This window comes from Pseudovibrio japonicus (assembly GCF_014651595.1).
Taxonomy (GTDB): domain Bacteria; phylum Pseudomonadota; class Alphaproteobacteria; order Rhizobiales; family Stappiaceae; genus Pseudovibrio; species Pseudovibrio japonicus.
On sequence record NZ_BMXE01000002.1, the window covers coordinates 781,810 to 805,992 of the forward strand.

22 protein-coding genes are annotated in these 24,183 nt (G+C 53.1%); 14 read left to right on the forward strand and 8 right to left on the reverse strand.

The features are described from left to right. Positions 1-238: 238 nt before the first annotated feature. Together IE076_RS08445 and IE076_RS08450 are read left to right on the forward strand one after the other, a co-directional pair. Entirely contained in the window at positions 239-2,179 is a 1,941-nt protein-coding gene (locus IE076_RS08445) for a methyl-accepting chemotaxis protein (RefSeq protein ID WP_209008947.1), read from the forward strand. 230 nt (positions 2,180-2,409) lie between these two features. Then, entirely contained in the window at positions 2,410-3,609 is a 1,200-nt protein-coding gene (locus IE076_RS08450) for an NAD(P)/FAD-dependent oxidoreductase (RefSeq protein ID WP_189436299.1), read from the forward strand. Positions 3,610-3,667: 58 nt separating this feature from the next. On the opposite strand, the gene IE076_RS08455 is transcribed toward IE076_RS08450, so the two are convergent. Then, positions 3,668-4,450, reverse strand: a complete 783-nt coding sequence (locus tag IE076_RS08455) for an alpha/beta fold hydrolase (protein ID WP_189436300.1) — start codon at positions 4,448-4,450, stop codon at positions 3,668-3,670. A gap of 344 nt (positions 4,451-4,794) precedes the next feature. Here IE076_RS08455 and IE076_RS08460 point away from each other — a divergent pair, with 344 nt between their 5' ends. Next, positions 4,795-5,406, forward strand: coding sequence for a L,D-transpeptidase (locus IE076_RS08460; protein ID WP_189436301.1), 612 nt, complete (start codon positions 4,795-4,797; stop codon positions 5,404-5,406). Positions 5,407-5,474: 68 nt separating this feature from the next. On the opposite strand, the gene IE076_RS08465 is transcribed toward IE076_RS08460, so the two are convergent. The 3 genes from IE076_RS08465 to secA all read right to left on the reverse strand — a co-directional run bounded on the left by IE076_RS08465 (position 5,475) and on the right by secA (position 10,189). After that, on the reverse strand, positions 5,475-6,233 hold the full coding sequence (locus IE076_RS08465; RefSeq protein WP_189436302.1) for an SH3 domain-containing protein: 759 nt from the start codon (positions 6,231-6,233) through the stop codon (positions 5,475-5,477). Between the two features lie 229 nt (positions 6,234-6,462). Continuing rightward, entirely contained in the window at positions 6,463-7,230 is a 768-nt protein-coding gene (locus tag IE076_RS08470; RefSeq protein ID WP_189436303.1) for a class I SAM-dependent methyltransferase, read from the reverse strand. Between the two features lie 172 nt (positions 7,231-7,402). After that, positions 7,403-10,189: a preprotein translocase subunit SecA gene (secA, locus tag IE076_RS08475; protein WP_189436304.1), complete on the reverse strand. Its 2,787-nt coding sequence runs from the start codon at positions 10,187-10,189 to the stop codon at positions 7,403-7,405. 266 nt (positions 10,190-10,455) lie between these two features. Between secA and IE076_RS22825 the strand changes: the two genes are divergently transcribed. From IE076_RS22825 to IE076_RS08500, 5 genes are all read left to right on the forward strand, one after another. Then, positions 10,456-11,325 carry a peptidylprolyl isomerase gene (locus IE076_RS22825; protein ID WP_189436305.1) on the forward strand — a complete coding sequence of 290 codons (870 nt, stop codon included), beginning with the start codon at positions 10,456-10,458 and terminating at the stop codon, positions 11,323-11,325. 127 nt (positions 11,326-11,452) lie between these two features. Continuing rightward, a complete protein-coding gene (argJ, locus tag IE076_RS08485; RefSeq protein ID WP_189436306.1) occupies positions 11,453-12,685 on the forward strand; it encodes a bifunctional glutamate N-acetyltransferase/amino-acid acetyltransferase ArgJ in 1,233 nt (410 codons plus the stop codon). Next, a complete protein-coding gene (locus IE076_RS08490) occupies positions 12,666-13,487 on the forward strand; it encodes a GNAT family N-acetyltransferase (RefSeq protein WP_189436307.1) in 822 nt (273 codons plus the stop codon). Before argJ ends, IE076_RS08490 begins: the two co-directional genes overlap by 20 nt. 84 nt (positions 13,488-13,571) lie before the next feature. Further along, positions 13,572-13,976, forward strand: a complete 405-nt coding sequence (gene mutT / locus IE076_RS08495; RefSeq protein ID WP_189436308.1) for an 8-oxo-dGTP diphosphatase MutT — start codon at positions 13,572-13,574, stop codon at positions 13,974-13,976. Between the two features lie 29 nt (positions 13,977-14,005). Continuing rightward, positions 14,006-14,218, forward strand: a complete 213-nt coding sequence (locus tag IE076_RS08500) for a Flp family type IVb pilin (RefSeq protein WP_054662924.1) — start codon at positions 14,006-14,008, stop codon at positions 14,216-14,218. 3 nt (positions 14,219-14,221) lie between these two features. Here the strand turns inward: IE076_RS08500 and IE076_RS08505 are convergent, their stop codons facing one another. After that, positions 14,222-15,106, reverse strand: a complete 885-nt coding sequence (locus IE076_RS08505; protein WP_189436309.1) for a methyltransferase domain-containing protein — start codon at positions 15,104-15,106, stop codon at positions 14,222-14,224. Positions 15,107-15,234: 128 nt separating this feature from the next. Here IE076_RS08505 and IE076_RS08510 point away from each other — a divergent pair, with 128 nt between their 5' ends. From IE076_RS08510 to IE076_RS08525, 4 genes are all read left to right on the forward strand, one after another. Continuing rightward, a complete protein-coding gene (locus IE076_RS08510) occupies positions 15,235-16,080 on the forward strand; it encodes a ComF family protein (RefSeq protein ID WP_189436310.1) in 846 nt (281 codons plus the stop codon). A gap of 154 nt (positions 16,081-16,234) precedes the next feature. After that, entirely contained in the window at positions 16,235-16,498 is a 264-nt protein-coding gene (gene grxC, locus IE076_RS08515) for a glutaredoxin 3 (RefSeq protein WP_189436311.1), read from the forward strand. A 48-nt stretch (positions 16,499-16,546) separates the two neighbouring features. Continuing rightward, positions 16,547-17,401, forward strand: coding sequence for a carbon-nitrogen hydrolase family protein (locus IE076_RS08520; RefSeq protein ID WP_189436312.1), 855 nt, complete (start codon positions 16,547-16,549; stop codon positions 17,399-17,401). Continuing rightward, on the forward strand, positions 17,398-17,973 hold the full coding sequence (locus IE076_RS08525) for a DUF1178 family protein (RefSeq protein WP_189436313.1): 576 nt from the start codon (positions 17,398-17,400) through the stop codon (positions 17,971-17,973). The genes IE076_RS08520 and IE076_RS08525 overlap by 4 nt, the downstream gene beginning before the upstream one ends. Before the next feature lie 74 nt (positions 17,974-18,047). Here the strand turns inward: IE076_RS08525 and IE076_RS08530 are convergent, their stop codons facing one another. The 3 genes from IE076_RS08530 to ubiG all read right to left on the reverse strand — a co-directional run bounded on the left by IE076_RS08530 (position 18,048) and on the right by ubiG (position 20,383). Next, positions 18,048-18,644: a phasin family protein gene (locus tag IE076_RS08530; protein ID WP_189436314.1), complete on the reverse strand. Its 597-nt coding sequence runs from the start codon at positions 18,642-18,644 to the stop codon at positions 18,048-18,050. Positions 18,645-18,866: 222 nt separating this feature from the next. Beyond that, positions 18,867-19,574, reverse strand: coding sequence for an alpha/beta fold hydrolase (locus IE076_RS08535; protein WP_209008948.1), 708 nt, complete (start codon positions 19,572-19,574; stop codon positions 18,867-18,869). A gap of 32 nt (positions 19,575-19,606) precedes the next feature. Next, a complete protein-coding gene (gene ubiG / locus IE076_RS08540; RefSeq protein WP_189436316.1) occupies positions 19,607-20,383 on the reverse strand; it encodes a bifunctional 2-polyprenyl-6-hydroxyphenol methylase/3-demethylubiquinol 3-O-methyltransferase UbiG in 777 nt (258 codons plus the stop codon). Positions 20,384-20,539: 156 nt separating this feature from the next. Between ubiG and IE076_RS08545 the strand changes: the two genes are divergently transcribed. Continuing rightward, on the forward strand, positions 20,540-21,790 hold the full coding sequence (locus IE076_RS08545) for an aspartate kinase (RefSeq protein ID WP_189436317.1): 1,251 nt from the start codon (positions 20,540-20,542) through the stop codon (positions 21,788-21,790). A 96-nt stretch (positions 21,791-21,886) separates the two neighbouring features. Next, entirely contained in the window at positions 21,887-24,151 is a 2,265-nt protein-coding gene (gene ptsP / locus IE076_RS08550; RefSeq protein WP_189436318.1) for a phosphoenolpyruvate--protein phosphotransferase, read from the forward strand. Positions 24,152-24,183: the final 32 nt, after the last annotated feature.

Here is a 24,183-nt window from a genome sequence, read left to right on the forward strand (position 1 = left end):
ATGCATCTTTAGCAGATGACGCTGGGTGGGACGGGCAATAATGCTAACCCTGCGAGTCTGTATTTGTAATCTTTAAACGATTTGTACCTATATCTGTGAGTAATAATAAAAAATACTATTAGTAATTTTATCGGTTGAGGGGTCTCCGATGCGAGTAGGGTGGAAGCTGGATATTTCTTCTTTGGGAAAGCAGATTTTTTCGTTAACCCGGAATACCAGTATTCGGTTTCGGGCAATTATGCTTGGTATTCTGACACTTATCGGTTTCGGTGGGGTTGGGGTTGTTTATCTTTGGGGCCAGCAGCAAACTGAAGCTGCCTTGCTGCAATCCAAAGAATACACTCAGCTTTCCGAGTTGAGTCAAAGCATAGCGATTACCGCAGGTACGCTGCAATCGGTTCAGAAAGATTACGAGAATGTGCCGAGCGACAGCCTGAAACGTCGGTTCGATCAGCTGATCGGTGAAGCCCAGACGGAGCTGCAGGAGCTGAGCCAGCTTCCGGTTGCGTTGGATTACTTCCTTGAAATCTCCGATGCGCGGGACACCATCGAAGCGATTAGTGGTGCTTTTGAGATGCTGCACGGCTACCAGTCCACTCTTGGATACGATGCAGACCGTGGTTTGCAGAGGGAAATGTCCAGCAGGCTTTCGCAGGCAGAAACGGGCCTCCAGAAAAAGTACATTCGCAGCAAAGACCCCAACACATTGAAGCTTATGCAGACGTTCAGTGATCTGGCACGGGCACAGCTGGGCTACGCGCTGACGGGGGTTGATGATTCGCTTGGTGCGTTTGAGGTTGCCTACTCCCGCTTTGAACGTACGATTCCGCGGGCCAAGATTGACGCGGCCATTGCTGAACAGGTCAAAGCCGAAATGGTGGCCTATAAAAAGGCGTTTGAGGCTTACACCGAGACATATAAAAAGCGGGCAAGAAGTTCTGAGCTGCTCGCGAACCTGTTTGATCTGTTGCCGCCGCGGCTGGATGAGCTGAAGAGCTCTGCTGTGCAGGGGGCCAATGATGCGCGGGCCCGGCTGACAGCCACAACGGAGCAGACCAACCTTTATCTGGGCATTGCGACTGGCGGTATTGCGTTGACCCTGTTCCTTCTTGGCACCTTGTTGATTGTTGGCCTTTTGCGAAACCTGACTGCGCTGCGTTATGCGATGTCGCTGCTGGCGAAGGACGATCTTTCTGCGGTTATTCCCCTCAACAAAGGGGGGCGAGAGATTTCCGCTATGGCGCGGGCACTCCAGGTGTTCCGTGACAATATTGAAGAACGGCACAAACTGCGTGATCAGCAGGACCGTGAGAACTCCGAGAAGCAGGCCCGTGTTGAGCAGGTTGATAATCTGATTATCGGGTTTGAGCAGACCGTTGCTGAAGCTCTCAAGAGCCTGCACAGTGCTGCGGATGGTCTTGGTCGTGCCTCAAACGATGTGGGTTCAGCTGCAGATAACGTTTCGAACGAGGCGATGTCTGCGGGGCAGGCGGTAGAAAGTGCGGCTCAGAATGTTTCCAGCGCGTCTGCTGCGACAGAAGAGCTGGCCATGTCTATTAACGAAATTGCCGGACAGGCGGATCAGTCTACTCGCGTTGCCAACCGTGCGGTGGAAGGCTCCAAAGCCACTGCAGAGACCATGAACATGCTGAGTGAGGCGGCCAATCGCATTGGGCAGGCTGTTGGTCTTATTCGCGATATTGCCAACCAGACCAACCTTTTGGCGCTCAATGCCACGATTGAGGCGGCTCGCGCCGGTGAGCACGGCAAAGGCTTTGCTGTTGTTGCCTCTGAGGTGAAGATACTGGCAAACCAGACTTCGCAGGCAACTGAGGAGATTGCGCAGCAGGTTGGTTCTATTCAGGAAGCTTCTGCCGAGGCTGTTGGTGCAATTGGTGATGTGAGCGATGTGATCAACGAAATGAGCCAGATTGCGACAGCTGTTGCAGCCTCTGTTGAGCAGCAGAATGCTGCTGTGCAGGCGATTACCGAGAACGTGGCACATGCGACGCAGAGCTCTCAGGAAGGTGCCAACGCCATGCAGATGGTGGAAAATGCTTCTGAGACAGCGCGCAGCACCGGTGGGACGGTGTCTGATCTGGCTGATGCTCTGTCCCGTCAAGCTGACCACATCAACAATACGGTGGCCACATTCCTTGAGAAAGTGCGAGCTGCTTAAGGCGACTTGCTGGTTGGGGTATTGGTTTTCGGACGGTTTATCTGAAGACTACGAGGGATGTTGAGAGCTACGCCTCAACATCTTCACAAATAATCATTTTAAATGTGGCGCTGGCTCTGGTTTTTATGGGAGCCAAGCGCCACATTGCTTGTGCAGTTGGGGTTTGCTGAACTGAGCAGGCAGGACAGACCTGCTGCGTTGTCTTTCTGCGGCTAATACGGGTTTTGAGAATGATTAATAAGATTGTTGTGGTGGGTGCCGGACAGGCAGGTGTGCAAGCCGCGCAAACTCTTCGACAAAAAGGATATGAAGGTGAACTTGTGATGCTTGGAAACGAGCTGCAGCCACCTTATCAACGCCCGCCGCTCTCCAAGAAGTTTCTGAGTGGAGATGTGGAACCGGATGCGCTGTTTATTCGTCCTGAGGCGTTTTATGAGACCAATAACATCGACCTGAAACTGAATGCCCATGTGGACAGCATTGACCTGACCAAGAAAAACCTGACGCTTGCAAGTGGCGCTGAGTTGAACTGGGACAAGCTGGTGCTTGCCACCGGAACTCGCGCACGCGCCTTGCCGTTGCCGGGAGCGGATCTGGAAGGCGTTATTTCGCTGCGTTCCATTGGTGATGTTCAGCTCATTAAAAAGCTCTTTGTTCCCGGCAAGAAACTGGTTGTTATTGGCGGCGGATACATCGGTCTGGAAGTGACTGCTGTTGCCAAAGGCATGGGGCTTGATGTTGTTGTGCTGGAAGCGCAGGAACGGCTCCTAAAGCGCGTGGTTTCACCGCATGTTTCCTCCTTCTTCCATGAATTGCATGCCGGGAAAGGCGCGGAGCTGTATTGCGGAACTGGCGTGACCAGTATTGAGGGCGCTAATGGCAGGGTTGCTGCTGTGAAGCTTGCTGATGGCAGTGAGATCTCGTGTGATCTGGTGCTTTCTGCTGTTGGTGCTGTGCCCAATGCGGAACTTGCTGGTGCGGCTGGTCTGGATGTGGATGACGGTGTTCTGGTTGATGGAGCCGGGCAGACATCACATGAAGATGTTTATGCTTGTGGTGATTGTGTTCGCTTCTTCTCAGAGCGGTATGGCCGCAGTATTCGTCTGGAAAGTGTTCAAAATGCCATTGATCAGGCAAAGGCTGTTGCCAGTGCTTTGACAGACCCAGATCAGGACCACAGCCATGATTATGATCCGCTGCCGTGGTTCTGGTCCGATCAGCACCATATCAAACTGCAAATTGCTGGTTTGTCTGATGGTTATGATGAGGCTGTGCTTGTTGGGGACACGAGTTCCGATAGCTTCTATGTGGCTTATCTGGAGAAGGGCAAACTGATCGCCGTGGACAGCATCAACCATCCGCGCTCTCATATGATGGCGCGCCGTGTGATTGGACAAAAATGGGAAGAGGGCCTGCTTCCGCCCGCTTAAACTGAAGGATGTTGAAGCGTGCCAGATGATATTCCGGCACGCTTTTCGGAAACACGCTCTAACGCGTGTTTTCCAGAATGAGCCGGATTACGTCCTGCGGGATTTCCATGTGCACCATGTGGCCGACACGGTCGAAGACGTGACAGGCGATTGGTCCGGGCAGTTTGTGACATTGACGTGTTGGCAGGACTTTATCCTGCGTGCCCCAGACCACTTTGATCGGCATTGGTAGCTCACCGAGCTTGGCGGTTGGGAGCACGCCCTGACTTTCCCCTTCCAAAATTAGCTCTGAAACTGCTTGCAATGCTTCAGCTGCGCCCGGAGTGGCGCGTTGGGAGGCGACATATTCTGCCAGCTTCTTTGGCAGTTTAAATTCGAGGCCGACAAACTGTTCCAGCAGCACCCGTTGTTCTGCCTCTGTCTGGCCAACTGCATAACGGCGCAGAAGCTTTGCGTTGATCTCCGGTCCAAAGCCTCCCGGAGCCAGCAGGGTGAGGCTTGCGATCCGTTCCGGAGAGCGCATGGCAATCAGGGAGGCGATGGCACCGCCCATGCTGTGGCCGACCAGATGGACGCGATCAAGTTTTAACGCATCGAGAGACTTCACGACGGCCTTGGCTGAGCCAACTGCATTGCACGGTTCGAAGTCCGCCAGAGCGCGGCCGTGAGCGGGCAGGTCAAACGCGATTGTGCGGCGTTTGTTTTCTAATTGAATTTGAATATTGCGCCATGTGCTGGCGTCGCCGCCAAAGCCATGGATGAAAATAATTGGTTCTGCGCTTTCAGGGCCAAAGGCGGTGAAAGGCAGGCTCGTTACATCTTGGATACTATCGATATTCATATAAGGCCTCCCGTTGGGCGTATTATATGCCCCTTTCATTGGGAGGTTTACCTGTGACTTTGGCTAAGGCAAAGTTTTTTAGCAGCATGAGACATTTTGAATTTGGCTGAAAATTCTGCTTGGACCGCAGAATTGAGACAAATCGACAATAAATGACCTACAACGTGCGGTTTTGCTTGGATATCGATTTTCTGATGTTGATAATCACTGTCAACTTCAAACATATGGAATTCACGGACCCGAGAGAATTGTTGGTAGCGTTTATTGTTTCTCGGTGCTGATTTTTTTGAAAATTCGAAAAGTCCCGCAAGGGCAGGGGCTATCGCCAATTTCAGGGGGTGACGATGTGGGGACATCTTCGCAAGGGAATATTTGCTGTCATTTGTACGCTAGTTAGCTTCGTGTTTGTAGCACCTGCAAGCGCGGGCAAATTGTGGAATCCTGACACACGCACATGGGATATCTTCCCGGATTCACCTGCTGTGGCATCCAGTTCAGCTCGTCGCAAATTCAAGCGCAAGCTGATCACATACCGGACTGACGAAAAGCCAGGGACTATCATCATTGATACGGACGAGCGTTATCTCTATCACGTGCAGGAAAACGGCAAAGCTATGCGTTATGGCATTGGCGTTGGACGTGATGGTTTTGAGTGGAAAGGTACTGAACGTGTCACCCGAAAGGCTAAGTGGCCGGGCTGGACACCGCCAGAAGAAATGCGCCGCCGAGAAGCGAAGAAGGGGCGTATTCTTCCGACTTACATGAAGGGTGGTCCAGACAACCCACTTGGCGCTCGTGCGCTGTATCTGGGGTCTACCATCTACCGTATCCACGGTACGACGGAGGACTGGAGTATCGGTCGTGCGGTCTCTTCCGGTTGCATCCGTATGTTCAATGAAGACGTCTCCTTCCTGTATGAGCAGGTGAACATCGGCGCTAAAGTGGTCGTGAACTAAAACACGTTGATATGTAAAGCGAAATGAACCCGGGGCGACCCGGGTTTTTCATGATTGATGCCGTTTGCTTAACGATAGCCGTCGGACACAGGACGGCAGCAGCCTTTGAGTTCAATGGGTTCTTGCCCCGGCTGTGTGATGGTGGCTACGGCTTCGCCCCAGACGAAGGAATCCAACGGTGTGTAGCTGCATTGCTTTTTAGTGACTGTCATCTTCAGCTCGACGCTGTCATCACCTGCCTGAAGCGAGGTTGCATTGTCTCCGTCTGCTTTGACAGACTGGAACGGCACTCGGTGAATGAGGCCGCTGATGTTGGAGTAGGTTACTGTGCTGGAATCCCATTCGATGCTCCATGATGGTTCTGTGCCGCCACATACGCCGAGCACAGGCAGATCTGTGCCCGTGAATGAGATAGGTTCTGCGAGTTTTAACTTGTCAGCGTGGACCCAGCCTTCGATTTCCTGAAGGCTGACGTGTTGCCAGAGTGTGTCGCCAACTTGTTTTTGCTGGCCGTCTGACGCGAGGATTGTGTCGCCGGGTAATTGCACAAGGACTGAGGCGTTCGTGGATGGGGAATCGTAGATAGGGAGTTCCGCGCCCAGGTTTTGGTTGACCTGACTGTAGTAGCCGGGGTCGACCTGTAAGGGTTGCAGGGAGGCGGGTTGATCAGAGCTTGTTTCAGAAGATTGTGCTGGGTCTTCGTCTGGACTGAGAGCTGTTTCTGATAGTGCTGCTTCTGGTAGCGAGATTATGGCTACCAAGACGATGCCAAGCAATACGCTCGGTCGTTGCTGGCAAAATATCCTCCTCACGAAAACTAGGGCCATTTTCTGCTCCTGAAAGACGGAAGCTGCGTGTTCTGCTGCCACGCCTTTTTGCTTTTTGTCGGATTGTAATGGAGTTTCGCCTAGGAATTATTAAGCTGTAATAGATTGTTTCTTATGGACTTCTGCTGGAGAGCGCCTGTCTTTTTCAGTGAAGCTGCGACCTCCGCTCCTGCTTCAAGTTGCAATGCTACCGTACGGGAGATCGGCGAGCGCAAGGTGAGGGAGGTGCTTATTGCTTGCGGGTGATCATCACCAGCATGTTATCGCGCAAGCTGATGTGTTGGCGGTAGAGCAGAAGGCAACGGCAATTGAATTCGCTGCTGCGCTTTTTGAAGTATTCAGCATAGCGGTGCATGTCGTGGCGGTTCACGTCCTCGATCATGTAGACACCGTTGTTTGCAAGTAGGTCGATAATGTTCTCGAAGAAGACAATTCCCGCCTCAAAGTGATGCAGGCCGTCATCAATGATCAGGTCGTAGGGCTCTGGCCTCGCATTGCTTTTGAAGTTTGCGATGCTCTCTGGGCTCGTCTGGTCGATCTGATGGGTCTGAATGCGGGTGTCAGAAAACAGGCATTTTTCGTCGATATCCAGGCCTGTAATTTGTGCGTGGGGGAAGTAGTCACGCCAGACCCGCAGGGATGCGCCGGGTTTGCCTTCCTTGCCCATGTTGGAAAGGCAGCTGGTGTCGTTGGTGCCGATACCGCATTCCAGCACATTGGTGATCTTATCGCGGCAGTGGTCGAAGATCATGCTGTAGAAGTCGGTGTAGGTGTGAGGCTCCCAATCGAATTGGCTGGTTTCCGGCGAATTGGTGCCTTTGTCGCTACCATAGACGTCACAGAGTTGGGCCAGATAGCTGTTTTTGGCGGGCGCATAGAACGCTTCGATGTGTTGGCCCAAGTGCTGTTTAACAGAAGCTCGTGTTTTCTCGAGTTTGGTTTTTGGCGTGATCTGCCGAAGGACTTTTTGAAAATCGAGCGTGCCTGAAGTGGTCATATTCTGCCGCGTCTTACCAGTTGGTGCCGGGAAGATTGTAGATTAGCACTCTCAGGCATTTGGAATACTCCTGCCTTTCAGGTGCAGATTTCCATGGAGTGATGCTGGGTGCTTAGAGGCAATAAAAAAGGGCCACCGAAGCAGCCCTTTTTGTAGATTTTGTTTTGCCGGATCAGACAAGCGCGCCGTGGCAGTGCTTGTACTTTTTGCCGGAGCCACATGGGCAAGGCTCGTTGCGACCTACGCGGCCCCATGTTTCAGGGTCATCGGCGTTGCGGGTCGTTGGAGCAGATGCGGCGCGTGCTTCTGCCAGCTGACGATCTGCCTCGGCCATCTCATCTTCCCCGGTCAGAGGGTTGGTGTGATGTGCTTCCATGTGAGCTGGCATCTGCGGTGTTTCAGGTGCCTGTTGCTGCACCAGCTCAACCATCATCAGCTGCGAGGTGGTGGTCTGGCGCAGGCTGCTCAGCATGTTCTCGAAGAGCGTGAAGGATTCAGTCTTGTATTCCTGAAGTGGATCGCGCTGTGCGTAACCACGCAGACCAACAGCGGAGCGAAGGTGGTCAAGGTTTGCCAAGTGCTCACGCCACAGGTTGTCGATGGTTTGCAGCAGGACCGCGCGTTCGATCTGACGCATGACGTCTGGACCGTAGTTTGCGGCCTTGCCTGCCATCAGCTCGTTGGCTTCCTTCTTCAGGCGTGCGGTGACTTCCTCATCCGCGATGCCTTCCTCGTTTGCCCATTCAACGATTGGCAAGTCGAGGTTCAGCTTGGTGCGGACTTCTTCCTGCAGGCCTTGAGTGTCCCACTGTTCAGGATAAGCGCGTTCTGGAATATGTGCTGAGACGAGATCTTCGACGAACTCTTCGCGCATTTCCACAACAGCTTCCTGCGTGACTTCAGGGTCCATCATTTCGAGACGCTGATCGAAGACCACCTTACGCTGGTCGTTCATCACGTCATCGAATTTCAGCAGGTTCTTACGAATGTCGAAGTTGCGCGCTTCCACTTTCTGCTGGGCTTTTTCAAGCGCCTTGTTGATCCACGGGTGGACGATTGCCTCGCCTTCCTGCAGACCCAGCTTCTGGAGCATGGAGTCCATACGGTCGGAACCGAAGATACGCATCAGATCATCCTGCAGAGACAGGAAGAACTTGGAGTGTCCAGGGTCACCCTGACGACCAGAACGACCGCGCAGCTGGTTATCGATGCGGCGGCTTTCGTGGCGCTCGGTTGCCACAACGTAAAGGCCACCTGCTTCAAGCGCTTTTTGCTTAAGTTTTTCGACTTCCGCTTTGATGGCGTCTTCTTTGGCTGTGCGCTCAGCGCTTTCAGGCATATCGCCCAGCTCGGCTGCAATACGCATCTCAACGTTGCCGCCCAGCTGAATATCTGTACCACGGCCTGCCATGTTGGTTGCAATTGTGATCGCGCCCGGCACACCTGCCTGCGCAATAATGCTTGCTTCCTGTTCATGGTAGCGTGCGTTCAGAACTGCAAAGACTTTCTTGCTGCCAGCAGACTTTGCGTATTCTGCCAAAGCTTTTGGATCTGAAACGTCGATCTGCTTGTAGCCGTGCTTCAACAGCAGTTCTGCAAGAAGTTCAGATTTTTCAATGGAGGTTGTACCAACGAGAACCGGCTGACCGCGCTGATGACAGTCATCTACAAGCTCCATGATGGCGTTGTATTTCTCAGCGACGGTGCGGTAGACCTCATCGTCGTCGTCAATACGCTGCACAGGAACGTTGGTTGGAATGTCGAGAACATCCAGAGAGTAGATGTCCATGAATTCTTCCGCTTCGGTCAACGCTGTACCGGTCATGCCGGCTAGCTTTTCGTACATGCGGAAGTAGTTCTGGAATGTAATGGATGCGAGTGTCTGGTTCTCTGGCTGGATGGTAACTTTTTCTTTGGCTTCCAGAGCCTGGTGAAGGCCTTCAGAGAAACGACGACCCTGCATCATACGACCCGTGAATTCATCAATGATGATAACTTCATCATTGCGCACGATGTAGTCTTTGTCAGCTTGGAAAAGCTTGTGGGCTTTTAGACCCTGCTGCAGGTGATGCACCGCAGTGACGTTTTCCACGTCATAAAGCGAATCGCCTTTCAGGAGATCAGCTTCAGACAAGAGTTGCTCTAGCTTCTCGTTTCCTGCTTCGGTGAAGGTTGCGGAGCGAGCTTTCTCGTCGATCTCGTAGTCTTCCTCAGTGAGGTGAGGAATGAATGTATCGATTGAGTTGTAGAAATCGGTGCGATCTTCCAAAGGACCGGAGATGATGAGAGGCGTACGTGCTTCGTCGACGAGGATGGAGTCGACCTCATCCACGATAGCAAAGTGATGCGGACGCTGCACCATGGACTCGCGATCATACTTCATGTTGTCACGAAGATAATCGAAGCCGAATTCGTTGTTGGTACCGTAGGTTACGTCAGCAGCATATGCAGCCTTACGTTCCCCATCGTCGACGCCATGGACGATAAGACCAGTTGTCAGGCCGAGGAAGCGATAGATCTGCCCCATCCATTCAACGTCACGAGAGGCGAGGTAATCGTTCACTGTTACGACGTGAACACCCTTACCAGTCAATGCATTTAGATATACCGGCGCGGTTGCAACAAGGGTTTTACCTTCACCGGTGCGCATCTCGGTGATCTGGCCAGCATGGAGAACCATACCGCCGATGAGCTGAACATCGTATTGACGAAGGCCAAGAACGCGGCGAGACGCTTCGCGCACGACAGCAAAAGCAGGGACGAGAAGGTCGTCCAGCTTTGCTCCGTTTGCAAGCTGCTCACGGAACTCGTCCGTTTTGGCTCTTAGCTGCTCATCCGTCAGAGCTTCCATTTCTGGCTCTAAAGCATTGATAGCATCTACTTTAGGATTGAGTGTCTTGATCCGACGGTCGTTAGCTGAACCAAATATTTTTCGAGCGAGTGCGCCGAGCCCCACCATGTGGCGGTCCTTCCTCTGTTGGGCGCGCCGGTTGTTTCACGTCGCGGCCGGGCCCTAAAAAACTTCACATTCCTGATCTATCCAGTCAGAACCGCGTGGTTCTGACGTGAGTCACAGCATATTAAGCACCTGCGTATAAAAAGGCAGGCGACAGAGAGATAAGAGTGGGTTCAAAGGTTGTCAACGGCAGTTGGCATCGCAACATATTGCTTTGTTGGTTTGTAACTCTTTTTAAACTCTCCATAAACAGGAAAGAAAGAGGTCTTATGCTTCGTAAAATTACAGGGATTCTTAGTAGCTCCGTTGCTGTTGCTGCACTGGCTGTGAGCTTAAATGTTGCTCATGCACAGGACGCAGAAACTGTCCCAGATCCGGACACACCAGTAGCGAAGGTTGGGAACAGCGTTATTACTGAAGCAGATCTTGCCTATGCAGCTCAGGATTATGCTCAGCAATTACAAAGTGTTCCGCCTGCAGAATGGCGCACGGTTTTAACCGATGTGCTTGTTGAGATGAACCTGCTAGCGGAAGCCGCTACGGAACAGAGCCTGGAAGACACCGATGAGTTCAAGCGTCTGATGGCGTTTGAGCAAAAGCGAGCCCTGCGCAACGCCTACTTCCAGCAGTTCATCCAGGATACGGTCACAGATGATGAAGTTCAGGCTGCTTACGATGCTGAGTATGCTAACTTTCAGGGTGGCCAGGAAATCAATGCATCACATATTCTTGTAGAAAATGAAGAGGAAGCCCGCGAAATCATCCAGGAACTTGAGGGTGGTGCGGACTTTGCTGAGCTTGCACAAGAAAAGTCCATTGGCCCATCTGGTCCAAATGGTGGTGAGCTTGGCTTCTTTAGTAGAGGCCAGATGGTTCCTGAGTTTGAAGCGGCTGCTTTTGACCTTGAGCCAGGCGAGTTCACAACAGAGCCTGTGCAATCACAGTTTGGCTACCACGTCATTTTGAACAATGAAGAGCGTACGCAACCAGCTCCAACACTTGAAGCGGCTGAAGGCCAGATCCGTCAGGACCTTGTTCTTGCTAAATTCCGCGAGGTGATTGAGCAGCTGAAAGCCAACAACACTGTGGAAATCATTGGTCCAGAATCCGATGAGGCCACAACTGAGGAAAGCCAGTAACAGGCTTTGGCTCTTAGCTGAGCTGATTATTGAAATAAAACATCTTGTTTTTGTAGCCCCGGATGGCTTAGGCCTTCCGGGGCTATTTTTGTGCTGCAGTCAGCATTGTTATTTTCTGGAGGTTTCCATGTCTGCGACCATTTCTCCACTCGCACCCAAGTCCTTTCCTGAGCTTCCGGAGATTTCGGGCGTTCGTCTGGCTACAGCAGCCGCTGGGTTGAAGTACGAAGGACGCACTGACGTTCTTCTGGCTGTGTTTGATGAACCCGCGCAGATTGCAGGCGTGTTCACGACCTCCAAATGCACGAGTGCGCCAGTGGACTGGTGCAAGCAGAACCTTGCCAAGGGTGTTGTACGCGCGATCATGGTCAACTCGGGCAATGCGAATGCGTTTACCGGCAAGAAGGGGCTCGCCTCTGTGGAGCTTTCTGCCGCTATCCTCTCAAAAGCGACGGGTTTTGCTGCTGATGAGCTGTATCTGGCGTCTACCGGTGTGATTGGCGAGCCTCTGCCAGCCGAGAAGTTTGAGGGTGTGGCGGATGGTCTGGTGGCCGATGCTGTTGCTGACAAGTGGATGGATGCGGCTAAGGCGATCATGACAACGGATACCTATCCGAAGCTGAGCACACGGACTGTGAAGCTGGGTGAGGCGACCGTTACGCTTAATGGCATTGCCAAGGGTGCGGGCATGATTGCGCCGGATATGGCGACGATGCTTGGCTTCCTGTTTACCGATGCTCCGATCAAAGCGTCTACCTTGCAGAGTCTGCTTTCAGAGTGTGTGGGTGGTTCGTTTAATTCCATCACGGTTGATAGTGATACGTCCACTTCTGACACCGTTTTGCTAGCGGCGACCGGGGCTGTGGGTGATGAGTGGATTGAAGACAGTGCAGACCCACGCCTTGCGGAGTTCCGAGCTGCCCTTTCCAGCATGATGCTTGAGCTGGCGCAGATGATCGTTCGGGATGGTGAGGGGGCGACCAAGTTTGTTGAGGTGCAGGTGGAAGGCGCCGAGAGTGATGCGTCGGCGAAGCGTATTGCTCTGGCGATTGCAAACTCTCCTTTGATGAAGACAGCCTTTGCTGGTGAGGATGCCAACTGGGGCCGCGTTGTAATGGCTGTTGGTAAGGCAGGTGAGCCTGCTGACCGTGACAAGCTGGCGATCTGGTTTGGCGATATCCGTGTTGCTGTAGAAGGTGAGCGGGATCCTGATTACAGCGAGGAAGACGCGTCTGCAGTGATGAAAGAAGACGAGATCATCCTGAAGGTTGATCTTGGGATTGGACAGGGCCGCGCGACGGTCTGGACGTGTGATCTGACCAAGGAATATGTGGCGATCAATGGTGACTACAGAAGCTAAGAGGGTTCAACCCCGTCAACCCAATTGTGATCTGGAAACGGTTCTGAGGCTGGAGCAAGCAAATCTGAATTGCTTCCCCAGCCTGATGGCGCATCATGACCGGAGCTGGATCTGCCGGCTTTCTCCGGGCAGCAGTGCCCGTCGGAATAATTCCCTGAATTTTTATGATGCAGGCGACGGGGAAGAGGCCGAGCAGAGGCTGGATGCAGCTCGTGCGCGCTTTAAGCGGCTTACAACGCAGTTTCATGTGCGCTGGACGCCTCTTGTGCCAACGGATGTGGACCAGGTGCTGAACGCGCAGAACTATGTGCGTGTGGATGAAACGCTGGTGCTGACGCGGTCCATCTGGGTGCTTGGGGATACGGATTTGCCTGACGGCTACAGGCTCGTGAAAGTTTCGCTGGATGAGTGGGTCCATAAGTTTGCGCAGGTCTCTGGGGCCGGGCAGGGTGATCCTCTCAGTGCTGGTCATCAAACTCTGCTTGACGCGCATTCCAGAGCGGCTGTGGAGCTGTTATGTCTGGTCCTAGAAACGGAAGACGGTACACCAGTTGCGGCACTGCTGGGCGTTGTAGATGGCGACCTGCTTGGCATCTTTGATGTGGTGAGCGCAGAGAAGTATCGCCGTCAGGGACTGGCGTATGCGTTGATGTGCGAAGTACAGCGTCTGGGTGCGGAGCTTGGTGCAGAAACGGCGTGGCTTCAGGTGGTGGCAGATAATCAGGCTGCTGTGGCGCTCTACGGTTCCATGGGGTATCGCGAAGCCTATGCGTACCACTACTGCAGAGATCCACAGCCTTAAGAAAATCGGTAAAATTTCACTCGGGACCGTTGGTATGGTTTCCAAAAGGTTTCCAGAGTGGTCCGTTGTGAAACAGGAAAATACATGAAAATCGTAATCGTTGCGGCGTGTGCTCTGGTTGATGCTGATAACCGCATTTTGCTTGCTCAGCGTCCCGAAGGTAAACCAATGGCGGGTTTCTGGGAGTTTCCGGGTGGAAAGCTCGAGGCCAGCGAGACGCCAGAGGACTGTTTAATCCGTGAATTGTCTGAGGAATTGGGAATTACGGTTAAAAAAGAGTGCCTTGCTCCATTAAGTTTTGCCAGTCACACTTACGAGGATTTTCACCTGCTAATGCCACTTTACGTTTGCAGGCGCTGGTCGGGCACACCTCATGGGGCAGAGGGGCAAAACCTGAAATGGGTACGAGCAGTTCGCTTACGTGATTATGACATGCCACCAGCAGATGAGCCGCTGATCCCGCATTTGATTGACCTTGTGTCTTATTAGCGGGAGATCACGGAGAATAAGAGGCAATAATGGCGTTGAATGAGAAAGCGTATCACAATCAGAAAAGTGGTTTTACGATTGCTCATATGACGGAAGACGAGCGCGGTGTTGCCGCTGTTGAGTACGCTATTCTTGTTGGTTTGATTGTGCTTGCTATCGTTGCAAGCCTGACAGCAATCGGAACTACGATCTCGGATAACTTCCAGTTTCTTTCAGATACGATTGCTGCCGTTCTCTCCTGATCCTCAGGACTTTCTCTCTTTTGTACCAAGCGCTTCGGCCAGGCTTTGCTTTGCAGAGCCGGGCTTTAGTGGTTTTTGCTGAGATTCATGAGGTGCCCAGCCAGATAGGGATGCAAACGTGAAGGTTGCGCGGATGCGGCCATCAGGGTCGGAGTAATCCTGAGCGTAGATTTCTGCCGCTCTCATGAAGAGTTTTTTGCTTGTAGGTGTCTTCAAGCGCTCATGAAGCGGGTTGGTTGCTCCCATTGCGCGTAGGTCCCTGATCAGATCAAACATGGTGTCGTATCTGACGGTCAGCCGATCCACATCGGTGACCGGCAGGGCGAAGCCGGCGCGTTGCAGAAGGCCGCCCAGATCTCTTGTATCTGCAAAGGGAATGACACGCGGGGATACGCCTTCACTGACTTCCATCTCAGCGCGCATCAAACAATCGCGTAGCTCAGCGAGGGTGTCTGTTCCCAGCAGGAGGCCTAGGAAGAGGCCGTCTGGTTTCAGGGCGCGTTTAATCTGAACGAGTGTTCCGGGCAGATCGTCAAGCATTTGCAGGTTGAGGGCGGATACGACGAGGTCCACGCTTTCTGGTGCAAATGGCAGGACGGCGTCGTCTACGATCAGGTCTGGCTCGGACAGGTTTGGGTCTGCCTCGAACAAATCGGCGCGCAGCAGGTGTTTGACTTTGCCGGATGCTTTCAGAACGTCAAAAACATGGCCAGTGTGGCCGCCAAGGTCTACTCCGCAGTCGAACTCTCTGCTGATGAAATCGAGGCGATCCTGAAGGTCTGCAGCTGCTGCTTTCATCAGGAAATCAGAGCCCTCTTGGGCTTGTTTCAATGCGGTCATGCGCCGTTTTGCAATGAGTTTACGATCAAAGAGAGTGTGTTCGCTCATGGGGGCGCCTTTGGCCAGACTGTGCAGTCGCTGCACTATTGGAAATTATATCCCCATTGAACATGGGGTGATGTCCAACGGAGGCTTTGTTAGCTTAAATCGTCTGCAGATATATACGGTGAGCACCGATGGGCGACAAGTTTTCTTCTCTGGAGTGGCTGCCTGATCTAGTGGATAGAACAGAACAGCCCGTTCAACATCGCTCGCGCAACTTTGAGGTGCTGTCTAGTCTGAGGCGTGGTCTGACCGTGGTTCTGGATGCGCTGTTTCCCCACAGCTGTCCTGTCTGCAATGAACTGGTGCAATGTGATGGGGGCTTGTGTCTTTCATGCTGGCAGACGCTGGAACTGATCTCAGCGCCCTATTGTGAGCGGCTTGGTGTTCCGCTGCATTATGATCTGGGACCGAATGCGTGGAGTGCGGCAGCTCTTGTCAATCCGCCTGATTATGACCGCGCACGTGCTGCCGTCCTTTATAATGGACCGGCACGGGAGCTGGTGAAGCGGTTCAAGTTTTACGGAGAGGTCAGGCTCTCGAGGTTTCTCGCCAAGTGTATGCTCAACGCAGGAGCAGAGCTGGTTTCGCTCGAGAGTTTCCTTGTTCCTGTGCCTCTTCATAGGTCGCGGCTGCGCCAGCGCACTTACAATCAATCAGCCTTGCTGGTGAAGGAGATTGGCCACCATCTCGGCGGGCGGGTTTTGCTGGATGGTATGGTGCGAACACGCAAAACCCATCAGCAGGTTGGGCTGAAGCGGGGGGCAAGAACCGCAAATGTGGGCGGCGCGTTTCATGTGGCAGAGCATTTTCTGCCGTTGGTTTCCGGTGCTCACGTGGTGCTGGTCGATGATGTTCTGACAACGGGGGCGACCGTTGAAGAATGTGCGCGGGTTTTGAAAGCAGCCGGTGCGCGGCAGGTTGATGTGCTTGTTTTTGCGCTGGTCGATCCGGAAAATTTCTCTGCTGATAACGGCTGAGCGTCGTCGAAATGCCATTTTGGCCTGCGGATATAACCAAGTGATCAACTTGAGTTGAGGTGGACTTGCGGTTTATTTGGGTGTGAGCCATATAGACTTCAGTTTTGACAGCTGATTTCTATCGGCTTTCGCTGTGAATCCTAAGGACAAAAATATGGCTCAAGTTACCATCTACACCCGTGATATGTGCGGTTACTGTGCACGTGCAAAAAGACTTCTTGATGAGAAGGGTGTTGATTATAAAGAATTGAACTACAGCGAAGATCCAACCATCCGTAAGGAAATGATTTCTAAGGCGAACGGTGCAAATACCTTCCCGCAGATCTTCATTGGATCCGAGCATATTGGCGGTTGTGACGACCTGTTTGCATTGGAACGTCGCGGACATCTGGATGGTCTGCTGAGCGTTGGTCTGTAAAGAAGCCTGGGACGCGCCCTGCGACCCGTGCTTTGAAAGAGAGAGTTGATGACTAGTTTTGTGGCTGCATGTGTCCAGATGAGAACGGGGCGCAACCCGCTCGAAAATCTTGATATCTGTGAGGCGTTGGTAAAAGAAGCCGCTGCTGAAGGCGCTGGCTATGTGCAAACGCCCGAGATGACCAATGTGTTGGAGCGTAGCCGCAGGGCGCAACTCGCTGCCTCTTCTTTTGAAGATAACGATCCGTTTTTGAAGCGCCTTGTGGCGCTGGCTTATGAGTTGAACATCTGGATTCACATCGGGTCGCTGGCAATTCGCCTTGAGGGCGATAAGCTTGCCAACCGTAGTTTCCTGATTTCTCCACAGGGCGAGATCACGGCTCGGTATGATAAGATCCATATGTTCGACGTGGATTTGCCAAACGGTGAAAGCTGGCGCGAGTCTGAAAGCTACACTGCAGGTGCTGTGGCGCCTGTTGTTGATATGGGCGTGGCACAGCTCGGTATGGCCATTTGTTATGATATTCGCCAGCCAGCTTTGTTCCGTGCACAATCGAAAGCGGGCGCGCAGGTTTTGACTGCTCCAGCTGCATTTACCAAACAGACTGGTCAGGCGCATTGGCATGTGTTGCAAAGAGCGCGCGCCATCGAGAACGGTGCTTTTGTGATCACAGCCGCGCAGGGGGGTACTCATGAAGATGGGCGCCAGACCTACGGCCACAGTTTGATGATTGACCCGTGGGGGAAAGTGTTTGCAGAATTGGATCACGATGATCCGGGGGTTCTGCTTGGCGAAATTGATATGAAGAGAGTAGACGAAGCGCGTCGGCGCATCCCGGCAATCGCGAATGCACGCGAATTTTCTGTTGCCAGAGTTTCCCTGGGTGGGGAGATGGTTAGTTGATTAACTATTCACTTGCCTGCGACAACGGGCATGAATTTGACGGATGGTTCCGGAACTCCGGTGATTATGACAAACAGAAATCACTGGGCCTGCTTGTCTGCCCGGTTTGTGACAGTGCCTCCGTGCACAAGCGCTTGATGGCGCCGAATGTTTCCACGTCGCGCAGCCAGAAAAAGGCGCGCGGTGAGCAACAGGCTGCGCAGGCGGTTGCTGCGGCAGCGGCTCAAGCCACGGCGAGCAAGAATACTGCCAGCACACCGAGTGCTGGTACCGCCGTACCAACTGCTGGCGCCGAGCAGGCTGTTTCAACGCCGTTGGCAGCCGCTGAGCTTCAGAAGGTTCCCGAAAAAGCGAAAGAGCTGGTGGAGGCTCTGCGCGAGTTCCGCAAACAGGTTGTCACTAACTCTGAGTATGTTGGCGACAAGTTTGCTGAGGAAGCGCGCAAGATCCATTACGGCGAAACCGAAGAACGCGGGATTTATGGAGAGACAACTCCTGATGATGCGAAAGAGCTTATGGAGGAGGGCATTGAGTTGATGCCGCTTCCGGTGCTGCCTGAAGATCGGAATTGATCTGATCAGGCGAAACCCATCGTACTCTTAAAAAAGGCGCCTCTTTCAGAAGGGCGCCTTTTTTGTTTGTTTCCTCAATGCGGTCTGGCTGAAACGCCTTTTCTGCCTGATTTGCGTGGTGGGGCAGGCTTATTAGCGGGTTTCACTCGACTGCTCGCAGCGCTGGCTGCTTTGCGTGTTGCTCGGCGGCGTGGTTTTGCAGGTGCCTTTGCCGTGGTGTTTGTAGGCGGAACAGCCAAGGCCATCGCCTTCAGGTCATCAATGCTTGTCAGCGCTTCCGAGGTTGCCTTTTGCGTTTTGGAGAACGTGCCCTTCATAGTTGAGGACATCTGGTTCATCTGACGCGCGCCTTCCTCACGGCAATCTTCAAAAGCTTGCTGCATGAAGTCGCTGGTGAGCTTTGAGAGTTGGATGCCTGTGGGACATTCCATGGCGTCCTGAACGAACTCGGTGTTGGCTTTCATCCGTTTATTGAAGAAGGCCATGTTTGCGTTCATCAGTGCCTGACAGCTTTCAAGCATGGACTTGTTGTTGGAGATTGCCTGCTCCAAAGCCGTGTTGGATAATTGGTCTCCACCCTGCGCCCAAAACCAGCCTTGCCAAGGCAACGCTTCTGATGCAACGGTCCAGCGGTCCATTGCTTCTTTCATGTCTTTTTCGATGTTCAACATTGTGTCTCCTCCGGACTCTGATCAAGATCTCGGGCGGCGATTTAGGTTTTGAGACAATATTCTTCGAGCGATCAGGGAAGTTGGAAGAAGCTCGTTTGCCGGTAACTTACGCCGCGTACACCCTCCTGTTTATAGGCGCTAATATTGGCAAAAGGATATTCTGGATTCTAAGGGAATTCAGCGGCTTTTTCCTGAAGACACTCGTTAAATTTAAACGTTTTGTTAGGCGTCGAGCCAATCCTGAATCAGCTCGCTTGTATGCGCCGGATGCTCCAGGGTGGACATGTGACCGCAGTCAGGAATGATATGAAGTTCGCTATGTGGAATGGCTTCATGCATCTCGCGACATCTGTCCAGCGGGAGTAAGTTGTCTTCTTCACCTGCCACGATCATGGTCGGGCATTTGATTGCGGACAGATATGGTCGCTGGTCTTTTCGGTGAATGATGGCGTTCTGCTGTTTCAGGAAACTCTGAGGACCGACTTCATCTGCCATATCGTATGTGATTTGTCGCAGGGCGGTGTCGTCATGGCGGGCAGGGTGGACCAGTTGCGGGTACTGCATGGCGGCGATCTTGTGAAAGCCGCCCTTCTTTACAATTGCCATCTGTGTTTGACGCAGCTGGGTTTGTGCGAGGGTATCCTCTCTGGCATTTGTGTGCATGAGTGCCAGGCGACTGACCCGTTCGGGGGCTTGTCGAATCACCTCCAGAGCGATGTAGCCGCCCATGGACGAGCCTAGAAGTGCGAAGTGTTCGGGCGCATGATCCAGCAATCGTTGTGCCATTGACTCAATGGTGTCCAGATCGCAGGTTTCAGCAAGGATAATCGGGCGCTCTTTTAGGGAGTTGATCTGCGGCCCAAATAAAGCGCCCGTACAGGTGACACCGGGAATAAAAACGACGGTTTCGGCACTAGCGGCAGCTGGCATTCTCATTCTCCGTATCAGTGGAATCTGAGCTGCTATTCTGCTTTCCGAGCAATTACCATGTAGTTTACGTCCAGATCTGTTGTTCTGGACCAGCTGTCGGTGATCGGGTTGAAGCTTACGCCGCAGCGCTCGTAAATGCTCATACCAGCTTCATTGAGCGGAGCTTCCAGCTCTTCCGGGCGAACCAGCTTTTCGTACTGGTGGGTGCCTTTTGGCAACCAGCGGAGCACACGTTCAGCTGCGACAATTGCGAGCGCGTAAGCTTTAAGAGTTCTGTTGATAGTTGCGGTGAACATTATTCCACCGGGACGCACAAGATCTGCACAGGACTTCATGAACAGTGGAACGTCTGCGACATGTTCGACCACTTCCATGTTGAGCACGATGTCGAACTGCTCACCTGCCGCTACGAGAGATTCAGCGGTTTGGGCGCGATAGTCGATGTCCAGACCGGATTGCTTTGCATGTAGCGTGGCGACTTTGATGTTGGTCTCCGAGGCATCTGCGCCGACCACGGTTGCACCCATGCGGGCCATAGGTTCAGACAGGAGGCCGCCGCCGCAACCGATGTCCAAAATGCGTAGTCCTTCCAACGCTTTAGGTGAAGTATCGTCTCGTCCAAAGTGGTCGCAGGCGTATTCTTTGATGTAGGAGATGCGAACCGGGCTGAATTTGTGGAGAGGCCGGAATTTGCCGGTAGGGTCCCACCATTCTGATGCGATTGATGAGAAATGCGCAACTTCCGCTGGGTCGATTGTGGTTTTCTTTGGATTTTCGGCGGGGTTGCTTGGTTTTTGCGCGGTGCTCATTGCTCGACTCTCCACTTTCATCCCGGTACTGGTGGGTCTAATCGCTGTTTTTGTCAAGCTGCTGGTTGCGATAGAAGGGCGCTAGTTGTATGGAATAGCGCCGTTTGTAGTGATGATCGGTTCATCACAAAGGCCCTCGGAGGAATATGGGAAGCGATGGCCCGTTTGGTTATGAAGTTTGGCGGCACCTCCGTTGCCGACCTGGAACGCATTAGAAATGTCGCGCGCCATGTGAAGCGCGAGGTGGATGCAGGCAATCAGGTTGCCGTTGTTGTTTCCGCTATGGCTGGTGTGACGAACACGCTGGTTGGCTACACCAGAGAAGCCGCAGCGCTGCATGATGCGCGTGAATATGATGCGGTGGTTGCGTCTGGTGAGCAGGTGACTTCCGGTTTGTTGGCAATTGTGCTGCAAGATATGGGTGTGGATGCGCGGTCCTGGCAGGGATGGCAGATTCCTATCCGTACGAATGAAGCCCATGGAGCAGCGCGTATTGAGAGTATTGAAGGTCAAACTCTCATAGAGCGTCTGGAAATTGGGCAGGTTGCCGTTTGTGCCGGTTTCCAGGGTGTTGCGCCTGATAACAGGCTGGCGACGCTTGGGCGTGGTGGTTCTGACACCAGTGCGGTGGCGATTGCTGCGGCAATTCAGGCTGACCGCTGCGATATCTACACGGATGTGGACGGTGTTTATACCACTGACCCGCGGGTGGTGGCCAAGGCAACCCGTCTGGACCGTGTTGCTTTTGAAGAGATGCTGGAAATGGCTTCTCTTGGGGCAAAGGTTTTGCAGGTCCGTTCTGTTGAGATGGCGATGGTTCATGGCGTTCGTACGTTTGTACGTTCCAGCTTTGATGATCCGGAGGCTCCGCAGATTACCGCTGACGGAACACCTGTAGGTACACTTATTTGCGACGAGGACGAGATTTTGGAACAACAAGTCGTCACTGGCATCGCTTACTCAAAAGACGAAGCACAGATTTCTATCCGCAACGTTGCTGACAAACCTGGCATTGCGTCCAGGGTGTTTGGCCCGCTGGCCGAAGGCAACATCAACGTCGACATGATCGTTCAGAACATCTCACCAGATGGGAAGACGACCGACATTACCTTTACCGTTCCAGAGAGCGATTACGAGCGTGCACGCAAGGTAATTGAGGAGAACGTCGAGGAAATCGGTTTCGAGAATATCGAAGGCGCTACCGATGTTGTAAAAGTTTCCGTGATAGGCATGGGTATGCGGTCGCATGCTGGTGTTGCGGCCCAGTGTTTTGAGGGCCTGGCGGCGAAGGGGATCAACATCCGCGCGATTACGACATCCGAGATTAAAATCTCTGTTCTAATCGATTCCGCGTATACGGAACTTGCGGTGCGTACTCTCCATTCGCTATACGGACTTGACGGCTAGGTTTCCTGTTGTCGAATATATTGTTGTGTCTTGGGTAACCTCTGAGACACAACGCGGCCTGTTGGCAGGCTGACAGAATTATAGGTAGGGCGAAGTATGCGCAGCAGCTTGGCCGGACCGCGTGTGCTCCTCCGTAAGCTTCGTGAAGTTATGGCGGAGCCAATTGACGCGCAGGAACGGCTCGACAAGATTGTACGTCTGATCGCGGCAAATGTGGTAGCGGAAGTGTGTTCCGTTTACATTTTGCGCGCTGATGGGGTTCTTGAGCTGTATGCGACAGAGGGCCTGAATAAGGACGCTGTGCATCAGACTTTGCTGAAGGTTGGTGAGGGGCTTGTTGGCCTCGTCTCCTCCGATGCCAGACCGCTGAACCTACCAAATGCGCAGGCGCACCCGGCGTTTGCCTATCGTCCGGAAACGGGAGAAGAGAATTACAATTCCTTCCTTGGCGTTCCGATTCTGCGTGCAGGCCGTACGCTTGGCGTGCTTGTTGTGCAGAACAAAGAGCACCGGACCTACTTTGAAGACGAAGTGGAAGCCCTGCAGACGACTGCGATGGTGATCGCGGAAATGGTCGCGGCTGGTGAGCTGGAAGCGATTGCACAGCAAGGTACGACGATTGATGTGATCCGTCCGATGCATATCAAGGGCGTTGCCCTTTCTGATGGCATTGGTCTTGGGCACGTTGTGCTTCATGAACCGCGTGTGGTGATCACCAATCTGATTGCCGAGGATGCGGATTTCGAGAAGGATCGTCTGGAAGACGCTGTGACGCGCTTGCGTCAGTCACTTGACCATATGCTGGCAAGCGGGGAGTTTTCCCAGCATGGCGAACACCGTGAGGTTCTGGAAGCCTACCGGATGTTTGCCTATGACCGTGGCTGGATCCGGAAGATTGATGAAGCGATCCGCAATGGTCTGACCGCTGAAGCTGCCGTTGAGAAGGTGCAGAGTGACACACGCTCGCAGATGCTCCGGCAGACTGATCCATACCTGCGTGAGCGCCTGCATGATCTGGATGATCTGGCGCACCGCCTCATTCGTGAGTTGATGGGTCAGAACCACAGTAAGGAAGATGATCTGCCGAAAGATGCGATCATCATTGCACGCAACATGGGTGCTGCCGAGCTGCTGGATTATGACCGCGAACGCATTCGCGGCCTCGTGCTGGAAGAAAGCGGTCCGACAAGCCATGTGACCATTGTTGCGCGCGCGCTTGGTATTCCAACTGTTGGTCAGGTGGAAGACATTGTTTCGCTGGTGGAAGCGAACGATGCCATCATCGTAGATGGTGAGATCGGTCAGATCTTCCTGCGTCCTGCCAATGATGTTGAGCAAGCCTATGCGGACAAGGTTCGTTTGCGCTCCAAGCGTCAGGAAGTTTACCGTCAGCTGCGCGATGAGCCGACCGTCACCAAGGATGGTACGGAAGTTAAGCTGCAGCTGAATGCGGGTCTGCTTGTTGATCTGCCAAGCATGGAAGATGCCGGTGCCGATGGTGTCGGGCTGTTCCGTACAGAATTGCAGTTCATGGTCGCTGCTGCGTTTCCGAGAATGCAGGAACAGCATTTGCTGTATTCCAAGGTGCTGGATGCAGCCGGTGGCAAGCCGGTGACGTTCCGCTCTCTGGATATCGGTGGTGACAAGGTGTTGCCTTATCTGCGTCTTGCGCAGGAAGAAAACCCGGCCATGGGTTGGCGCGCTATTCGCTTTGGACTGGATCGTCCGGGCTTGCTGCGCACCCAGATTAGGGCAATGTTGCACGCTGGGGCAGGGCGCTCGCTGCGCATCATGTTCCCGATGGTGGCGGACGTTTCTGAATTCCGGCAGACACGCGATTATGTAGAGCGCGAGCTGAAGCATCTGCGTCAGCACGGCCATGACACGCCAGAAGAGTTGAAGCTTGGGGTGATGCTGGAAGTGCCGGCACTGCTTTACCAGCTTGAAGAGATCTACGCGGAAGTGGATTTTGTCTCTGTTGGTTCCAACGACCTGTTCCAGTTCTTCTATGCGGTTGACCGTGGAAACACATTGGTTGCGGAGCGTTTTGAAGCTCTGTCTCCAAGCTTCCTGCGGGCCTTGCGGAAGATCGTCGTTATTGGCGACAAGATGGATACGCCTGTTACCCTTTGTGGTGAGCTGGGCGGACAACCGCTTGGTGCTATGGCGCTATTGGCGATCGGGTATAGAAGTCTTTCTATGTCTCCGGCTTCTATTGGTCCAGTGAAGGCGATGTTGCGCTGCTTGGATCTGTCGGCGCTTTCAGAAGAGCTGCTGAAGCAATTGGAAGCGGGCAAAGGGGCGGACGATATTCGCGAGTTCCTGGCGAACTTTGCATCTAAAAATAATATTCCGGTATAAACAGTCTGCATTGCAATTGCCGCAGACCCTGG

Coding starts and splice junctions, on each gene's coding strand:
- IE076_RS08460 (WP_189436301.1), top strand. CDS start 4,795: ATGTGGGGACATCTTCGCAAGGGAATATTTGCTGTCATTTGTACGCTA.
- IE076_RS22825 (WP_189436305.1), top strand. CDS start 10,456: ATGCTTCGTAAAATTACAGGGATTCTTAGTAGCTCCGTTGCTGTTGCT.
- IE076_RS08465 (WP_189436302.1), bottom strand. CDS start 6,233: ATGGCCCTAGTTTTCGTGAGGAGGATATTTTGCCAGCAACGACCGAGC.
- IE076_RS08445 (WP_209008947.1), top strand. CDS start 239: ATGCTTGGTATTCTGACACTTATCGGTTTCGGTGGGGTTGGGGTTGTT.
- IE076_RS08535 (WP_209008948.1), bottom strand. CDS start 19,574: ATGCCAGCTGCCGCTAGTGCCGAAACCGTCGTTTTTATTCCCGGTGTC.
- ptsP (WP_189436318.1), top strand. CDS start 21,887: ATGCGCAGCAGCTTGGCCGGACCGCGTGTGCTCCTCCGTAAGCTTCGT.
- IE076_RS08505 (WP_189436309.1), bottom strand. CDS start 15,106: ATGAGCGAACACACTCTCTTTGATCGTAAACTCATTGCAAAACGGCGC.
- IE076_RS08470 (WP_189436303.1), bottom strand. CDS start 7,230: ATGACCACTTCAGGCACGCTCGATTTTCAAAAAGTCCTTCGGCAGATC.
- secA (WP_189436304.1), bottom strand. CDS start 10,189: ATGGTGGGGCTCGGCGCACTCGCTCGAAAAATATTTGGTTCAGCTAAC.
- IE076_RS08455 (WP_189436300.1), bottom strand. CDS start 4,450: ATGAATATCGATAGTATCCAAGATGTAACGAGCCTGCCTTTCACCGCC.
- IE076_RS08450 (WP_189436299.1), top strand. CDS start 2,410: ATGATTAATAAGATTGTTGTGGTGGGTGCCGGACAGGCAGGTGTGCAA.
- IE076_RS08520 (WP_189436312.1), top strand. CDS start 16,547: ATGACTAGTTTTGTGGCTGCATGTGTCCAGATGAGAACGGGGCGCAAC.
- ubiG (WP_189436316.1), bottom strand. CDS start 20,383: ATGAGCACCGCGCAAAAACCAAGCAACCCCGCCGAAAATCCAAAGAAA.
- grxC (WP_189436311.1), top strand. CDS start 16,235: ATGGCTCAAGTTACCATCTACACCCGTGATATGTGCGGTTACTGTGCA.
- IE076_RS08490 (WP_189436307.1), top strand. CDS start 12,666: ATGGTGACTACAGAAGCTAAGAGGGTTCAACCCCGTCAACCCAATTGT.
- argJ (WP_189436306.1), top strand. CDS start 11,453: ATGTCTGCGACCATTTCTCCACTCGCACCCAAGTCCTTTCCTGAGCTT.
- IE076_RS08545 (WP_189436317.1), top strand. CDS start 20,540: ATGGCCCGTTTGGTTATGAAGTTTGGCGGCACCTCCGTTGCCGACCTG.
- IE076_RS08530 (WP_189436314.1), bottom strand. CDS start 18,644: ATGTTGAACATCGAAAAAGACATGAAAGAAGCAATGGACCGCTGGACC.
- IE076_RS08500 (WP_054662924.1), top strand. CDS start 14,006: ATGGCGTTGAATGAGAAAGCGTATCACAATCAGAAAAGTGGTTTTACG.
- IE076_RS08510 (WP_189436310.1), top strand. CDS start 15,235: ATGGGCGACAAGTTTTCTTCTCTGGAGTGGCTGCCTGATCTAGTGGAT.
- mutT (WP_189436308.1), top strand. CDS start 13,572: ATGAAAATCGTAATCGTTGCGGCGTGTGCTCTGGTTGATGCTGATAAC.